The organism is Modestobacter italicus (assembly GCF_000306785.1).
Taxonomy (GTDB): domain Bacteria; phylum Actinomycetota; class Actinomycetes; order Mycobacteriales; family Geodermatophilaceae; genus Modestobacter; species Modestobacter italicus.
In genome coordinates, this window is sequence record NC_017955.1 from 4,789,797 (window position 1) to 4,804,655 (window position 14,859).

Consider the following 14,859-nt stretch of genomic DNA (forward strand, 5'->3'; position numbering starts at 1 on the left):
GGCTAGTTTCCCGGTGTGGCCGAGCAGATCCCCTCCCCGCACACTCAGCGGGGGACCCCCACCCGCCTCTCCGACCCGGCCGCCCTCGCGGCCCGGGCGGCCGACGACCTCACCGCCGCCCTGGGCGGTGCCCGGCACGACGTCGCGGTGGTGATGGGGTCGGGCTGGGCGCCCGCCGCCGAGGCCTTCGGGCCGGCGTCGGGCAGCGTCGCCATCGGCGAGCTGCCGGGCTTCGCCGCCCCGACGGTGACCGGGCACGGCGGGGAGATCCGCTCGGTCCGGGTCGGGCAGCAGCGGGTGCTGCTGTTCCTGGGCCGCACCCACCTGTACGAGGGCCGGGGCGTGGAGCCGGTGGTGCACGGCATCCGCACCGCCGCCGCGGCCGGTGTGCGCACCGTCGTCCTCACCAACGCCGCCGGCGGGCTGCGGCCCGACCACCGGGTCGGCCAGCCGGTGCTGATCAGCGACCACCTCAACCTGACCGCGCGCTCGCCGCTGGTCGGTGCGGAGTTCGTCGACCTGACCGACCTGTACTCCGCGCGGCTGCGGGCGCTGGCCAAGGAGATCGACCCGTCGCTGGCCGAGGGTGTCTACGCGGCCCTGCCCGGCCCGCACTTCGAGACCCCGGCCGAGATCCGGATGCTGACCACCCTCGGGGCCGACCTGGTCGGCATGTCCACCGCGCTGGAAGCCATCGCCGCCCGCGCCGCGGGGGTGGAGGTGTTCGGCCTGTCGATGGTCACCAACGCCGCCGCCGGGATCACCGGCGAGGCGCTGGACCACCTCGAGGTGCTCGCCGCGGGCAAGGCCGCGGCCGGGCGGCTCGGTGAGTTCCTGGTGGAGTTGATCGGCCGGATGCCGTGAGCGGTGGGGCGGCTCGCGGTGGTCCGGTTCTGGTCACCGGTGCGGCTGGGCTGATCGGCGGCTGGCTGCGCGGCGGGCTGCCCGAGCGCGGCTGGGCGCTGCGCAGCACGGACGTCGTCCCGGTGCCCGACCCGCGGCCCGGTGAGGAGCACCTCGTCGCCGACGTCACCGACCTGCCGGCGATGGTCGAGGCCGCGACCGGCGCCGCAGCCGTCGTCCACCTGGCCGGGGTCGTCGGCGAGTCGACCTGGCCGGCGATCAGCGCGACCAACATCGAGGGCGCGTACTGCGTGCTGGAGGCCGCCCGCCGGGCCGGCGTGCCGCGCGTGGTGCTGGCCAGCAGCAACCACGCCACCGGGTACACCCCCCGCCCCGGGCACGGGCTGCTCACCGAGGCCGACTCCCCGCCCCGGCCGGACAGCTTCTACGGCGTCTCCAAGGTCGCCATGGAGGCGCTCGGCTCGCTGTACGCCGACCGGCACGGCATGGACGTCGTCTGCCTGCGGATCGGCAGCGCCTTCCCCCGCCCGACGACCGTCCGCCACCTCGCCACCTGGCTCTCCCCCGCCGACGCGATCGCGCTGGTCGACGCCGCGCTGACCGCTCCCGCGCCCGGGTTCGCCGTCGTGTGGGGCGTCTCGGACAACACCCGTCGCTGGTGGGACCTCACCGCCGCGCAGGCGCTGGGCTACCGCTCGGTCGACGACGCCGAGGCCCACGCCGAGGCCGTCCTCGCCGCGCACGGCGAGCCCGACCCGGCCGACCCGGTGCTCACCCGGGTGGGCGGCGAGTACACCACCGACACCGCCGTCGACGACGTCGTCGACCGCGAGCACCACGCCCGGGAGCTGCCGTCATGACCGACCTGCTGACCACCGCCCGGGAGTGGGCCGCCGCCGACCCGCACGCCGGCGACCGGGCGGAGATCGAGGCGCTGGTCGAGGCCGGCGACACCGCCGAGCTGGCCCGCCGCTTCACCGGGCCGCTGACCTTCGGGACGGCGGGGCTGCGCGGACCGCTGCGCGCCGGTCCGGCCGGGATGAACGCCGCCGTGGTCAGCCGCGCCGCCGCCGGGCTCGGCTCCTGGCTGGCCGCCCACGGCCACGCCGGCGGCGGCGTCGTCATCGGCTACGACGCCCGGCACCGCTCCGACGAGTTCGCGCACGCCTCCGCCGCGGTGCTGGCCGGCGCCGGTTTCGCCGTGCAGGTGCTGCCCCGGCCGCTGCCGACGCCGGCGCTGTCCTTCGCCGTCCGGCACCTGGGCTGCGTCGCCGGCGTGATGGTGACCGCCAGCCACAACCCGCCCCAGGACAACGGCTACAAGGTCTACCTGGGCGACGGCGCGCAGCTCGTGCCGCCGGCCGACCGGGAGATCGAGGCGGCGATCGCCGCCGTCGGCCCGGCCCGCGAGCTGCCGCTCTCCGACGAGTGGCTGACCCTCGGCGACGACGTCGAGACCGACTACGTGGCGGCGGTCGTCGACGCGCTGCAGCCGGGCCGGGTCGCGCTGGCGGACCGGCAGCGGCTGCGGGTCGCCTACACCGCGATGCACGGTGTGGGCTCGGCGACGACCCGCCGGGTGTTCGACGCGGCCGGCTTCGGCCCGCTGCACTCGGTGGCCCAGCAGGACCGGCCGGACCCGGCGTTCCCGACCGTGTCCTTCCCCAACCCGGAGGAGCCCGGGGCGGTCGACCTGCTGGTCGACCTGGCGGTGCAGGTGGACGCCGACGTGGCGATCGCCGAGGACCCCGACGCCGACCGCTGCTCGGTGGTGGTGGGCGACCGGCAGCTGACCGGCGACGAGGTCGGCGCGCTGCTGGCCGACTGGCTGCTGCGCCGCGGCGTGCGCGGCACCTACGCGTGCTCCCTGGTCAGCGGCTCGCTGCTGCACGAGCTGACCCGGGCGCACGGCGTGCGGTCCGAGGAGACCCCGACCGGCTTCAAGTGGATCATCCGGGCCGGCACGGCCGAGGCCCCGCTCGTGTTCGGGTACGAGGAGGCGCTCGGCTACGCGGTCACCCCCGGCGTGGCCCACGACAAGGACGGCATCTCCGCGGCGCTCGCCGTCGCGCTGCTCGCGGCCGAGCTGGTCGCCGAGGGCCGCACGCTCGGCGACCGGCTGGACGAGCTGGCGCTCGAGCACGGCCTGTTCGCCACCGGCCAGCTGTCGGCGCGGGTGGAGGACCTGTCGCTGATCTCCGACGCGATGGTCCGGCTGCGCGCCCGGCCCCCGGCGCGGCTGCTCGGCCGGGACGTCACGGCCACCGACCTCGCCGACGCCCAGCCTCCGGTGGACGCGGTGCGGCTGGCCGGGGACGGCGTCCGGGTGATCGTCCGGCCCAGCGGGACCGAGCCGAAGCTCAAGGCCTACCTGGAGGTCGTCGTCCCGGTGCCCGACGCCGACGGCGTGCCGGCTGCCCGCGAGCGGGGCAGCGACGAGCTGGACCGGCTGCGCGCCGAGATGTCCGCCGCGTTGGGGCTCTAGGACGAACCAGCCGCGGCCCGTCGTGCCCGGGCCGCGGCCAGTGGTCGGTGGGCGGTCAGCTGTAGGACTGCGGGTACCCGGGATCGGCCAGCGGCCCACCGACCGGCGCCGGCGGCGGGCCGTAGCTGTTCGGCCCCTCGGTGCCGGGCAGGAAGCCGGTCTGGATCAGCAGCAGGATGCCGCCGACGAGCGGGATGAGGCCGAACAGCAGCCACCAGGCGGAGTGGTCCCGGTCGTGCAGCCGGGTGACGGTCGAGCTGATCGACGGCACGATCGTCGCCAGCGCCACCAGGGCCCCGACGATGCCGTAGCCGGCACCGTAGTCAGAGCCGATCAGGGCGTCGATGACGGCAGCGACGATCGATGCCCCCAGGATCGGCAGGACGTAGGTCAACCAGAAGGTGCGGCGGGTGATCCGCCCGCGGGACACGTACCACTGACCGATGCTCATATCGGCTCCTCCTACCAGTCCGAAGCCGTTCCGGATCCGGGCGGCGGCTCATCCTGGCGGCGCGGAGCCCCGCTGTCCTCCCCCGGGAGGGTGACCTCCCGCGGTCAGTCCGCGCCGCAGGAGCGCAGCACCGCCAGCACCAGCGCGCGGGTGACGGTGACGACCTCGTCGAGTTCCACCGCCTCGTGCGGGCCGTGCGCCAGCCGGACGTCGCCCGGGCCGTAGTGCAGCGTCGGGATCCCGGCGCCGGCGTACAGCCGCAGGTCGCTGCCGTAGGGCGCACCGCGCTCGCGCAGCTGGTCGCCGCCGGTGACGTCGGCGTGCCCGCCGGCGACAAGGTCGCGCAGCCCGACCCCGGCGGGCAGGTGGCCTCCGGCGAACTGGCCGCCGGACCAGCTGAGCACCGGCGGGTGGTCGCGCAGGAAGGGGTCGCGCGCGGCCACCTCGGCCACGCACTGCTCCAGCTCGCGGCGGGCGGCGTCCGGGTCCTCCTCGATCCGCAGCCCCAGCCGGCCCTCGGCGACCAGCAGGTCCGGCACGCTGCTGGACCAGTCACCGGCGCGCACCCGGCCGACGACGATCGGGTACGGCACCGGGTACTCCCGCATGAGCGGCTCGACCGTGCGGTTGCGCCGTTCCGCCAGCTCGGCGAAGGCGCGGTGGAACGGCAGGTAGGAGTCCAGCGCGCTGTGCCCGGCGTAGGGCGTGCTGGCGTGGGTGGCCAGGCCGGACAGCTGCAGGGTGAACGTCAGCGCGCCGGCCGCACCGGTGATCAGGGTGCCGCTGGTCGGCTCGGTGATGATGCAGGCGTCCCCGGTGTGCCCGCGCTGCAGGGTGCCGAAGGCGCCCAGCCCGCCGTCCTCCTCGCCGATGACGAACTGCAGCGCCAGCCCGCGGCGCAGCCGGACGCCGGACCGGGCGACGGCCGCGTACGCCGCCAGGTTGGCCGCCACCCCGGCCTTCATGTCGCACGCGCCCCGGCCGTGCACCCGGGTCCCCCGCCAGGTCGGCTCGAACGGGTCGCTGCGCCAGGGCGCCAGGTCGCCGGGCGGGACGACGTCGACGTGCCCCTGCAGGACCAGCGCCGGCCGCTCGCCCGCGCCGTGCGCGGTGCCCACCAGCCCCCACGCCTCGCTGCGGTCGGCCTCCGTGCCGGGGAAGCCGGGCGCAGCGGTGAGCGCCGGCAGGTCCAGCGGCCACAGGTCGACGTCCAGGCCGAGGGCGGTCAGCTGCTTGGCCAGCACGTGCTGCACGTCGGACTCGGCGTCGGAACCGGTGACGCTGGGGACGGCGAGCAGCTCGGTCAGCGAGGCGGCCAGGCCGTCCCGGTCGACGGCGTCCACCGCCCGGGCCTCGAGGTCTGCCAGTCGCGACATGGGTCCTCCTGCGCTCGACGATCATTTTGTTGCTGAGCGTAGGAAGCAGGTCGTTTCGCGCATGTTGCGGCGCGCACGCGTCCGTGTGCGATCTTCTGCCGTTTCAGGCCTTTTCACGCAAGGAACTACGATGCAGCGGTGGACGACATCGACCGCCAGCTGGTGTCCCGCCTGGTCCGCGACGGGCGCGAGCCCTACGCCGACCTCGCGCGCGCGGTCGGGCTCTCGCTGTCGGCCACCAAGCGCCGGGTCGACCGGCTCGTCGACGAGGGGGCGATCCGCGGCTTCACCGCGGTGGTCGACCCGGTGGTCATGGGCTGGGCGCTGTCGGCGTCCGTCGAGCTGTTCACCACCGGCACGGTGCCGTTCGAGCGGATGCGCCGGGACCTGGACGCCATGCCCGAGGTGGTGTCCGCCTCGACGGTCTCCGGCGGGGCCGACGCCATGCTGCGGGTGGTCGCCTCCGACGCCGGGCACCTGGAGCGGGTGATCAGCCGGCTGCGCGACCTGCCCTACGTGCAGCAGACCAACACCGTGCTGCTGCTGAGCAGCCTGCTGTCCCGACCGACGCCGCTGACGACCGACGGCCCGCGCTGAGCCCGGGGCTCAGCCCCAGTAGGGCGGTGCGGACGGCGGCGGGACCGGCGGGCCGGACGGCGGCGCCGCCGGCGGCGGGAACACCGGCTGCTGGAACAGCGGGGGCTGGGCGGAGCCGTTGCGCGGGCCGTACCGGTTGGGTCCCGCCTGCCCGGGCAGGAAGCCGTTGAGGACCAGCAGCGCGAAGCCGCCGACGAGGGGCACGAAGGCGAGCAGCAACCACCACGCCGGCATGCCGAGGTCGTGCAGCCGTGCCGCGCTGGAGGAGACGGACGCCGGCAGGGTCAGCAGTGCGACGGCGACCACCATCGGCCCGTAGGGCGAGGCGCCGGCCGCGATCGCGTCGAGGTCGCTGTTGCCCATCGCCAGGTCGGCGAACAGGCCCAGCACCGCCAGGCCGGCCAGCGGCAGCGTGTAGTGCAACCACCAGGTCCGCCGGTCGATGCGCCCGCGGCGCACGTACCACTGCCAGAAGCTCACGCCACCAGTCTCCCCCGTCCCGGCCGCCGCGCGGCGGAGGCGTCCGCGGAAACTCGCGCGGTCAGTCGACGACGGGCTCCCGGCGGCCGGAGCCCAGTGCCCGCTGCGCCGCCGCGAGCACCGCGACGACGTCCCGGCCGAAGTGCACGTCGCAGGGGTGGGCGCCCCCGGTGAGCGCGGCCGCCTGCAGCTCGGTGACCGCGACCTGGTGGGCCTCCACCGCCACCCGCCCCTCCGGCAGCAGCACCAGCCGGCCGGCGTCGCCGTGCACCCAGGTCTCGATGCCCGAGGCCAGCGGGGCGGCCGTGGACGACACGGTCACCGTGCTCGCCCGGTCGTCGGGGTGGGTGAGCACCAGGTGGACGGTGTCGCCGCGACCCGCGCCGGCCTGCACCGCGCTGACCGGGCCCAGCGCCGGAACCAGCAGCGCCAGCGCGTGCGGCCCGACGTCCCACAGCGCGCCGTGCTCGTGCCGCCAGGGCGAGGCGTCGAACGGGGAGCCGGCCAGCGAGCCGAGCCAGGTCACCGCGCCGCCGGCGAGGGTGGTCCGGGCGGCCTGCTCCAGCCAGGTCGACGTCGCCGTCCGGAACCGGTTGGTGAAGAAGACCAGCGAGGCGACGCCGGCGGCGTCGACGGCGGCGACCACCCGGTCGGCAGCGGCGGTCGAGAGCGCGACCGGCTTCTCCAGCAGCAGGTGCTTGCCGGCGGCCGCCGCGCGCTCGGCGAGCGGGGCCTGCACGTCCGGCGGCAGCGCGAAGCTCACCGCGTCGACGTCGGCGAGCAGGGCGTCGAGATCGTCGGTGCCGTACACGTCGAACTGGGCGCCGACCGCCTTGGCCTTCGCCAGGTCCCGGCCCCAGACGCCGACCAGCTCCGCGTCGGGGTGCCCGGCCAGCGACGAGGCGTGCACGTCGCTGGCCCAGAACCCGGTGCCGAGCACGCCGAAGCGCATGTCAGACGGCGCCGAACTGGCGGTCGCCGGCGTCGCCGAGCCCGGGGACGATGTAGGCGTTCTCGTTGAGCCGCTCGTCGACGCTGGCGGTGAAGACGCGCAGCGGCAACCCGCTCTCCTCCAGCCGGCGCAGGCCCTCGGGGGCGGCCAGCGCGCAGAGCACGGTGATGTCGGTGGCGCCCCGGTCGGTGAGCAGGGTGCAGCAGTTCACCAGCGAGCCGCCGGTGGCCAGCATCGGGTCGAGGACGAACACCGCGCGGCCGACCAGCGACTCCGGCAGCGAGGCCATGTAGGGCTCCGGCTCGAAGGTGACCTCGTTGCGGGCCAGCCCGACGAAGCCCATCTGCGACTCGGGGAGCATCCCGTGGGCGGTGTCGGCCATGCCGAGCCCGGCGCGCAGCACCGGCACGATCAGCGGCGGGGCGGCCAGCCGGAAGCCGATCGTGTCGGTGACCGGGGTGGTGATCGGCTCCTCGGCGACCTCGAGGTCGCGGGTGGCCTCGTAGACCAGCATCTGGGTGAGCTCGCGCAGCGCGGCGCGGAACGTCGCGTTGTCCGTGCGCTCGTCGCGCATGCGGGACAGGCGGGCGCGGGCGATCGGGTGGTCGACGACGGTCAGCTGCACGCCGCACACCGTAACGGCCGCGCCCCCGGCCCCCCGCCCCGTGGAGCGGCACGGCCCGATGGGGAGCCGTGCCGCAGCGCGGCTCCCCCTCAGGTGGCGCGGCGCTCCAGCCCGGCCGGGCCCGGGACCGCGTCGTGGTGGCAGCGCGCCTGGTAGGCCAGCAGGTCGGCCAGCCTGACCCGGCGGTGCCGGCGCGGCTGGTCGTAGGGGAGGACGCCGGAGTCCAGCAGCCGGACGAGGGTGGGCCGGCTGATGCCGAGCAGGTCGGCGGCCTCCTGGGTGGACAGCACCGGCTCGTGGCAGGACAGCGTGACCGGGCGCCCCTCGGCCAGGGCCTCCGCGGCGAGCCCGAGGACCTCCAGCAGCTCCGGAGGCAGGGCGAGGGGGCCACCTCCGGCACCCGAGACGGTCCAGGAGGTGCCCGCCGGGAGGGCCGCGACCAGCTCCCGCAGCTGCTGGGTGGCGGCCCCGTCGGCCGGCGGGTCGATGGTGTGTTCAGCAGCAGCAGCCGGGGAGTGCACGTCGCGCAGCATAGGCCGATCCCGTCCCAATTCGAACAAATCGAAAGACGTTGTTAGGCTGTCCTGGTCGCCGCGTCGTCCACGACCGTCGCGCCGTCCCCCCGAGCCGCCGTCCGTCCGACCCCGGGAGACGCATGACCGCACTGCTCGCCCTGCACCTCGTGGCCGCCGTGGCCGCTCCCCTGCTCGTGCGCTGGTGGGGGCGGTCGGCCCTCCTCGTCCTGGCGCTCGTGCCGGCGGTGGCCTTCGGCTGGGTGCTGGCGCAGCTGGGTGCGGTCACCGGCGGCGACGCGGTCACCGAGACGACGCCGTGGGTGCCCACGCTCGGCCTGTCGATCACGCTCCGGCTGGACGCGCTGTCGCTCACCCTGGCGGGCCTGGTCACCGGCGTGGGCGCGCTGGTGCTGGTCTACTGCGCGCGCTACTTCGAGCCCGGCGACGAGGGGCTGGGCCGGTTCGCCGGGAACCTGACCGCGTTCGCCGGCTCCATGCTCGGCCTGGTCCTGGCCGACGACATGCTCCTGCTCTACGTCTTCTGGGAGCTCACCACCGTCTTCTCGTTCCTGCTGATCGGCGGCTCGGGCCGGCGGCTCGCCGGGCGGCGCGCGGCCAGCCAGGCGCTGGTGCTCACCACCGCCGGCGGGCTGGCGATGCTCGTCGGGCTGATCCTGCTCGGGCAGGCCAGCGGCAGCTACCTGCTGTCCGAGGTCGTCGCCGACCCGGGCAGCGGCCCGCTGGTGACCGCCGGCGCGCTGCTGGTGCTGGTCGGCGCGATCACCAAGTCGGCGATGGTGCCCTTCCACTTCTGGCTGCCCGCCGCGATGGAGGCGCCCACCCCGGTCAGCGCCTACCTGCACGCCGCTGCGATGGTGAAGGCCGGGATCTACCTCGTCGCCCGGCTGGCCCCCGGCCTGGCCGACGTGCCGGGTTGGCGGCCGGTCGTGCTGGGCCTGGGCGTGGCCACCATGCTGGTGGGCGGGTACCGGGCGCTGCGGCAGCACGACCTGAAGCTGCTGCTGGCGTTCGGCACGGTCAGCCAGCTGGGCTTCCTCATGGTGCTGGTCGGCGCCGGCAGCGCCGAGCTGGCCGCCGCCGGGCTGACGATGACCGTCGCCCACGCGCTGTTCAAGTCCACCCTCTTCCTCACCGTCGGCGTCATCGACCACGCCACCGGCGTCCGCGACCTGCGCCGGCTGTCCGGGCTGGGCCGGCGGCTCCCGGCGCTCGCGGTGATCGGCACGCTGGCCACCGCGTCGATGGCCGGGCTGCCCCCGCTGCTGGGCTTCGTCGGCAAGGAGGCCGCCTTCACCGCCCTGCTGGACGGCGGCCTCGCCGACCGCACCGCCGCGCTGCTGGTGCTGGCCGGCATCGTGCTCGGCTCGGTGCTCACCGCGGCCTACTCGGCCCGCTTCCTCTGGGGCGCCTTCGCCCGCAAGCCGGGGCTGGCCGCGACCGAGCCCGCCGAGCTCGTGCACCCGCCCGGGGCGCTGTTCCTGGCCGCGCCCGCGCTGCTGGCGCTGGCCGGCCTGGTCGCCGGCCCGGCCAGCCCGCTGCTGGACCCGCTCGTCGCCGCCTACGCGGAGACGCTGCCGCTCGTCGCCGACGAGGCCGAGCACCTGGCGCTGTGGCACGGCCTGCAGCCCGCCCTCGCCCTCTCCGCGCTGACCGTGCTCGGCGGCGCCGCGCTGTTCGCGCTCCGGGAGCGGGTCGGCCGGGTGCAGCAGCGGCTGGCGGTCGGGGCCTCGGCCGACGAGGGCTACTGGAACACCATGCAGGCCCTCGACCGGGTCGCGGTGCTGGTCACCGGCACCACCCAGCGCGGCTCGCTGCCGGCCTACCTGGGCACCATCCTGGTCGTCGTCCTGGCGCTGCCCGGCTCGGTCCTGCTGTTCCGGGCGCCGTGGCCGGACGAGTGGCGCGCGTGGGACTCCCCGGTCCAGGCGCTGGTGGGTGCGACCGCGCTGGTCGCCGCGGTGCTGGCCATCCGGATCCGGCAGCGGCTGTCGGCCGTGCTGGTCGTCGGGGTCACCGGCTACATGCTCGGCGTGCTCTTCATCCTGCAGGGCGCGCCCGACCTGGCGCTGACCCAGTTCCTGGTCGAGACGCTGACGCTGGTCACCTTCGTGCTGGTGCTGCGCAAGCTGCCCAAGGACATCACCGAGCGGCACCGCCCCCGGGAGCGCGCCTTCCGCGGGGTGGTCGCGGTCTGCGTCGGGGCGTTCATGGCCGCCGTCGGCGCCGTGGCGCTGGCCTCACGGACCGCCGAGCCGGTGTCGGTCGACTACCCCGCGGAGGCCTACGCCTTCGGCGGCGGGCAGAACATCGTCAACGTCACCCTGGTGGACATCCGCGCCTGGGACACCCTCGGCGAGATCTCGCTGCTGGTCGTGGCGGCCACCGGCGTGGCCAGCCTGGTGTTCCTGCGCCGCCGCACCGGCGCCGTCGAGCGCGCCTCCGGCGAGGTCCGGACCACCCCGGCCCGGGCCCGGTGGGCCCCGCGCAACCAGTGGCTGGCCGCCAGCGCCCTGCTGCCGCCGCAGCGGCGGTCGGTGGTGCTCGAGGTCGTCACCCGGGTGCTGTTCCACACGATCATCGTGTTCTCCCTCTACCTGCTGTTCACCGGGCACAACCAGCCCGGCGGCGGTTTCGCCGGCGGGCTGGTGGCCGGGCTCGCGCTGGTGCTCCGCTACCTGGCCGGCGGCCGGTACGAGCTGGGCGAGGCCGCGCCGGTCGACCCGGGCCTGCTGCTCGGCGCCGGGCTGCTGTTCTCCGGGGTCACCGGGGTGGTCGGGCTGGCGCTGGGCGCCGAGGTGCTGCAGACGGCGATCCTCGAGACGACGCTGCCGGTGCTGGGCGACGTCAAGCTCGTGACCTCGCTGTTCTTCGACATCGGCGTCTACCTGATCGTGCTCGGCCTGGTGCTCGACGTGCTCCGCAGCCTGGGCGCGGAGCTGGACCGCCAGGTCGACGAGGACGACCCCATCGACTCCGCTCCCGACGAGGTGATCGTGCGATGACCCCGACCGTCGTCCTGCCGGTGGTCATCGGCGGCCTCTACGCCGCCGGCGTCTACCTGCTCCTGGACCGCAGCCTGACCCGCGTCCTGCTCGGCTTCCTGCTGCTGGGCAACGCCACCAACCTGCTGCTGCTCTCCTCCGGCGGGCCGGCCGGGCTCGCGCCGATCCTCGGGGTCGCCGAGCCCGAGGAGATGAGCGACCCGCTGCCGCAGGCGTTCGTGCTCACCGCGATCGTGATCACCTTCGGCATCTCCGCCTTCCTGCTGGCGATGATCTACCGCTCCTGGCGGCTGGTCCGCCAGGAGGTGGTCGGCGTTGACGAGGAGGACCGCCGGGTCGCCGCCCGGGAGGCGATGGACGCCGACGACCTCGACCCCGACGACCTCGACCCCGACGACCGGCCGGCCGCGCACGCCGACAGCCTGCCCGGCGACCGGGACGCCGAGGCCGCGCTGCAGCGCCTGCACCCGGGCATCGCCTCCGACGACGTGGGCCTGCCCCCGACCCTGCGGAGCCGCTCGTGACCAGCGTCCTCACCCCGCTGCCGGTGCTGCTGCCGCTGCTCGGCGCGGCCGGCGCGCTGCTGGTCGGCCGGCACCCCCGGACCCAGCGGACGCTGAGCATCCTGGTGCTCTCCGCGGTGCTCGCCGTCTCGGTCGCGCTGCTGCTGCTCGCCGACGCGAACGGCGCCGAGGCGGTGTCGGTCGGGGGCTGGCCGGTGCCGCTGGGCATCGTGCTGGTCGTCGACCGGCTGTCCGCGCTGATGCTCGTGGTGGCCAGCACCGTCGCCCTCGGCGTCCTGGTGTTCGCCGTCGGCCAGGGCTCGGCGGACGGCGACGAGGAGACGCCGCTGTCGATCTTCCACCCGACGTTCCTGGTGCTGATCGCCGGCGTGAGCAACGCGTTCCTCGCCGGCGACCTGTTCAACCTCTACGTCGGCTTCGAGATCCTGCTGACCGCCAGCTACGTGCTGCTGACCCTGGGCGGCTCCGCGCCGCGCATCCGGGCCGGCATCACCTACATCGTGGTCAGCCTGCTCAGCTCGCTGCTCTTCCTCGCCGCGATCGCCCTGGTGTACGCCTCGACCGGCACGGTGAACATGGCCCAGCTCGCCGTCCGGCTGGCCGAGCTGCCCGCCGGCACCCAGCTGCTGCTGCAGTCGATGCTGCTCATCGCCTTCTGCATCAAGGCCGCGGTCTTCCCGCTGTCGGCGTGGCTGCCGGACAGCTACCCGACCGCGCCGGCGCCGGTGACCGCGGTGTTCGCCGGTCTGCTCACCAAGGTCGGCGTGTACGCGATCATCCGCACCCAGACGCTGCTGTTCCCCGGCGGCGCGCTGGACGACGTGCTGATGTGGGCGGCGCTGGCGACCATGCTGATCGGCATCCTGGGTGCGGTCGCGCAGACCGACATCCGGCGGATCCTGTCCTTCACCCTGGTCAGCCACATCGGCTACATGGTCTTCGGCATCGCCCTCGGGACGACCGCGGGCCTGGCCGGGGCGGTGTTCTACGTGGCCCACCACATCGCCATCCAGACGACGCTGTTCCTGGTGGCGGGGCTGGTGGAACGGCAGGGCGGGTCGACCTCGGTCGACCGGCTGGGCGGGCTGGCCCGGTCCTCCCCGCTGCTGGCGCTGCTGTTCTTCGTGCCGGCGATGAACCTGGCCGGCATCCCCCCGCTGTCGGGGTTCATCGGCAAGCTCGGCCTGCTGGAGGCCGGCGTCGCCGAGGGCAGCTGGCTGGCGATGGTGCTGGTCGCCGGCGGCGTGGTCACCAGCCTGCTCACGCTGGTGGCGATCGCGCGGGTGTGGACCCGGGCCTTCTGGCGACCCGCCGCCGGCGAGACCCCGGCGGCTGCGCAGCCGGAGCCGGTGGGGGCGACGGCCACCGACGGCCGTCCCGCCCGCGCGGCCGCCCGCCAGCGGGCCTGGGCGCGGCACACCGCGGTCGCCACCGACACCACCCCGTCGCAGGACGGGTTCGGTGACGCACCGCGCGGCCGCCGGCCCAGCCCGGCGCGCCCGCTGCCCGGGGTCATGCTCGGCGCGACGACGGCCATGGTCGCGGTCACCGCCGCCCTGACCGTGATCGCCGGCCCGCTCTACGGCTACACCGACCGCGCCGCCGCCGATCTGCGCGACCGGACCCCGTACCTGGAGTCGGTGTTCGGCGAGGAGGCGGGACGATGACCGCGCCCGACGTCGCACTGCGCCGGCTCCGCGACCAGCTGCCGCTGCTGGCCGCCCTGGTCCTGGTCTGGAACCTGCTCTGGGGCACCTGGTCGTGGGCCAACCTGCTGTCCGGGGTCGTCGTCGCGGTCGCCGTCACCTGGCTGCTGCCGCTGCCGCCGGTGACCGGCGGTGCCGGCTTCCACCCCGCAGCCGCGCTCCGGTACCTGGCGCGGTTCGCGACCGACCTGGCCACCTCCAGCGCCGAGGTGGCCTGGTCGGCGCTGCGGCCGCGGGGCCTGTCCTCCGGCGCGATCATCTCGGTGCCGCTGCGGACCGACTCCGACCTGCTGCTCACCATGATCACCGAGTCGCTGTGCCTGGTGCCCGGCTCGATCGTCATCGACCTGGACCGGGAGGCGCGCACCGTCGCCCTGCACCTGCTGTCGGTGCGCGACCTGGCCGAGGTCGAGCGCCAGCGCGCCGAGGTGCTCGCCACCGAGGAGCGCGTGGTGCGCGCCTTCGGCTCGGCCGCCGACATCGCCGCCCTGGACACCGCGCCCGACCGGAGGACCGCCCCGTGACCGTCGTCTCCGTGCTCGCCTTCACGATGCTCGGCGCCGGGGTGCTGCTCGCGCTCGTCCGCCTGGCGCTGGGGCCCTCGCTGTTGGACCGGGTGGTCGCCACCGACGCGCTGCTGGTGATCATCTCCGCCGGGCTGGCCGTCTACGCCGCGCTGACCCGCAACCCGACCGTCGTCCCGGTGTTGGTCGTGGTGTCGCTGCTGGGGTTCGTCGGGTCGGTCTCGGTGGCCCGCTACATCGGCGGCATGCTGTCGGACGCCGCGGACGACGACCGGCGCGCCGACCCCGTCCCGGAGGCCCGGCCGTGAACGACGTCGACTCGGTCGCCGACGTGGTCGCCGTGGCCTGCCTGCTGCTGGGCGCGCTGCTGTGCCTGACCGCCGGGCTGGGGCTGCTCCGCTTCCCCGACGTGCTGTCCCGGATGCACGCCGGCACCAAGCCGCAGGCGGTCGGCGTGCTGCTGATCATGGTCGGCAGCGCCATCCGGCTGACCGGCTCCTCCGTGGTGTGGATGCTGCTGCTGGTCGCGGTCTTCCAGCTGCTCACCGCACCGGTGAGCGCGCACATGATCGGCCGCATCGCCTACCGGCGCCGACACGTGCGGCGCGACCGGCTGCTGGTCGACGAGCTGGGCAGCGCGCCGGGCAGCAGCAGCGGGCCGCAGGGCGACGAGCCGGCCGACGGCGACGCGCGCCACGGGCGCTGACCGGCCGGACCACCCGCCCCGGCGGGCAGTG

At 75.4% G+C, this 14,859-nt stretch carries 16 protein-coding genes; 10 read left to right on the forward strand and 6 right to left on the reverse strand.

The genetic code is table 11. The features are described from left to right. Nucleotides 1–15: 15 nt before the first annotated feature. Genes MODMU_RS22650 through MODMU_RS22660 form a run of 3 tightly spaced genes read left to right on the forward strand, consistent with a single transcriptional unit; the run spans nucleotide 16 to nucleotide 3,349 of the window. A complete protein-coding gene (locus MODMU_RS22650) occupies nucleotides 16–864 on the forward strand; it encodes a purine-nucleoside phosphorylase (protein WP_014742726.1) in 849 nt (282 codons plus the stop codon). Further along, nucleotides 861–1,724 carry an NAD-dependent epimerase/dehydratase family protein gene (locus MODMU_RS22655; RefSeq protein ID WP_014742727.1) on the forward strand — a complete coding sequence of 288 codons (864 nt, stop codon included), beginning with the start codon at nucleotides 861–863 and terminating at the stop codon, nucleotides 1,722–1,724. Before MODMU_RS22650 ends, MODMU_RS22655 begins: the two co-directional genes overlap by 4 nt. Then, entirely contained in the window at nucleotides 1,721–3,349 is a 1,629-nt protein-coding gene (locus MODMU_RS22660; RefSeq protein WP_014742728.1) for a phospho-sugar mutase, read from the forward strand. The genes MODMU_RS22655 and MODMU_RS22660 overlap by 4 nt, the downstream gene beginning before the upstream one ends. A 55-nt stretch (nucleotides 3,350–3,404) precedes the next feature. Here MODMU_RS22660 and MODMU_RS22665 read toward each other — a convergent pair whose 3' ends face one another. After that, nucleotides 3,405–3,800 (reverse strand): DUF805 domain-containing protein, encoded by a 396-nt coding sequence (locus MODMU_RS22665; RefSeq protein ID WP_014742729.1) that lies wholly within the window; start codon nucleotides 3,798–3,800, stop codon nucleotides 3,405–3,407. A gap of 104 nt (nucleotides 3,801–3,904) precedes the next feature. Continuing rightward, entirely contained in the window at nucleotides 3,905–5,176 is a 1,272-nt protein-coding gene (locus MODMU_RS22670; protein WP_014742730.1) for an ArgE/DapE family deacylase, read from the reverse strand. A gap of 138 nt (nucleotides 5,177–5,314) precedes the next feature. On the opposite strand from MODMU_RS22670, the gene MODMU_RS22675 reads away from it, so the two are divergent. After that, a complete protein-coding gene (locus MODMU_RS22675) occupies nucleotides 5,315–5,773 on the forward strand; it encodes an Lrp/AsnC family transcriptional regulator (RefSeq protein ID WP_014742731.1) in 459 nt (152 codons plus the stop codon). A gap of 9 nt (nucleotides 5,774–5,782) precedes the next feature. Here MODMU_RS22675 and MODMU_RS27365 read toward each other — a convergent pair whose 3' ends face one another. From MODMU_RS27365 to MODMU_RS22695, 4 genes are all read right to left on the reverse strand, one after another. Continuing rightward, the gene (locus MODMU_RS27365) at nucleotides 5,783–6,253 is read right to left on the reverse strand and encodes a DUF805 domain-containing protein (RefSeq protein ID WP_014742732.1); all 471 of its coding nucleotides are present in this window, start codon (nucleotides 6,251–6,253) and stop codon (nucleotides 5,783–5,785) included. A 61-nt stretch (nucleotides 6,254–6,314) separates the two neighbouring features. Then, nucleotides 6,315–7,193 (reverse strand): Gfo/Idh/MocA family protein, encoded by an 879-nt coding sequence (locus MODMU_RS22685; RefSeq protein ID WP_231851704.1) that lies wholly within the window; start codon nucleotides 7,191–7,193, stop codon nucleotides 6,315–6,317. 13 nt (nucleotides 7,194–7,206) lie between these two features. Beyond that, entirely contained in the window at nucleotides 7,207–7,830 is a 624-nt protein-coding gene (upp, locus tag MODMU_RS22690) for a uracil phosphoribosyltransferase (RefSeq protein ID WP_014742734.1), read from the reverse strand. A gap of 89 nt (nucleotides 7,831–7,919) precedes the next feature. Beyond that, nucleotides 7,920–8,363: a helix-turn-helix domain-containing protein gene (locus MODMU_RS22695; protein ID WP_051144064.1), complete on the reverse strand. Its 444-nt coding sequence runs from the start codon at nucleotides 8,361–8,363 to the stop codon at nucleotides 7,920–7,922. Nucleotides 8,364–8,485: 122 nt separating this feature from the next. Between MODMU_RS22695 and MODMU_RS22700 the strand changes: the two genes are divergently transcribed. Genes MODMU_RS22700 through mnhG form a run of 6 tightly spaced genes read left to right on the forward strand, consistent with a single transcriptional unit; the run spans nucleotide 8,486 to nucleotide 14,828 of the window. Beyond that, complete coding sequence (locus MODMU_RS22700) at nucleotides 8,486–11,368, forward strand: Na+/H+ antiporter subunit A (protein ID WP_014742736.1); 2,883 nt, start codon at nucleotides 8,486–8,488, stop codon at nucleotides 11,366–11,368. Beyond that, complete coding sequence (locus tag MODMU_RS22705) at nucleotides 11,365–11,892, forward strand: Na(+)/H(+) antiporter subunit C (protein ID WP_014742737.1); 528 nt, start codon at nucleotides 11,365–11,367, stop codon at nucleotides 11,890–11,892. Before MODMU_RS22700 ends, MODMU_RS22705 begins: the two co-directional genes overlap by 4 nt. Next, complete coding sequence (locus MODMU_RS22710; protein WP_014742738.1) at nucleotides 11,889–13,559, forward strand: Na+/H+ antiporter subunit D; 1,671 nt, start codon at nucleotides 11,889–11,891, stop codon at nucleotides 13,557–13,559. Before MODMU_RS22705 ends, MODMU_RS22710 begins: the two co-directional genes overlap by 4 nt. Next, nucleotides 13,556–14,122 (forward strand): Na+/H+ antiporter subunit E, encoded by a 567-nt coding sequence (locus MODMU_RS22715; RefSeq protein WP_014742739.1) that lies wholly within the window; start codon nucleotides 13,556–13,558, stop codon nucleotides 14,120–14,122. Before MODMU_RS22710 ends, MODMU_RS22715 begins: the two co-directional genes overlap by 4 nt. Next, on the forward strand, nucleotides 14,119–14,430 hold the full coding sequence (locus tag MODMU_RS22720; RefSeq protein ID WP_014742740.1) for a monovalent cation/H+ antiporter complex subunit F: 312 nt from the start codon (nucleotides 14,119–14,121) through the stop codon (nucleotides 14,428–14,430). Before MODMU_RS22715 ends, MODMU_RS22720 begins: the two co-directional genes overlap by 4 nt. Next, nucleotides 14,427–14,828, forward strand: a complete 402-nt coding sequence (mnhG, locus tag MODMU_RS22725) for a monovalent cation/H(+) antiporter subunit G (protein WP_014742741.1) — start codon at nucleotides 14,427–14,429, stop codon at nucleotides 14,826–14,828. Before MODMU_RS22720 ends, mnhG begins: the two co-directional genes overlap by 4 nt. The last annotated feature ends 31 nt before the right edge of the window (nucleotides 14,829–14,859 follow it).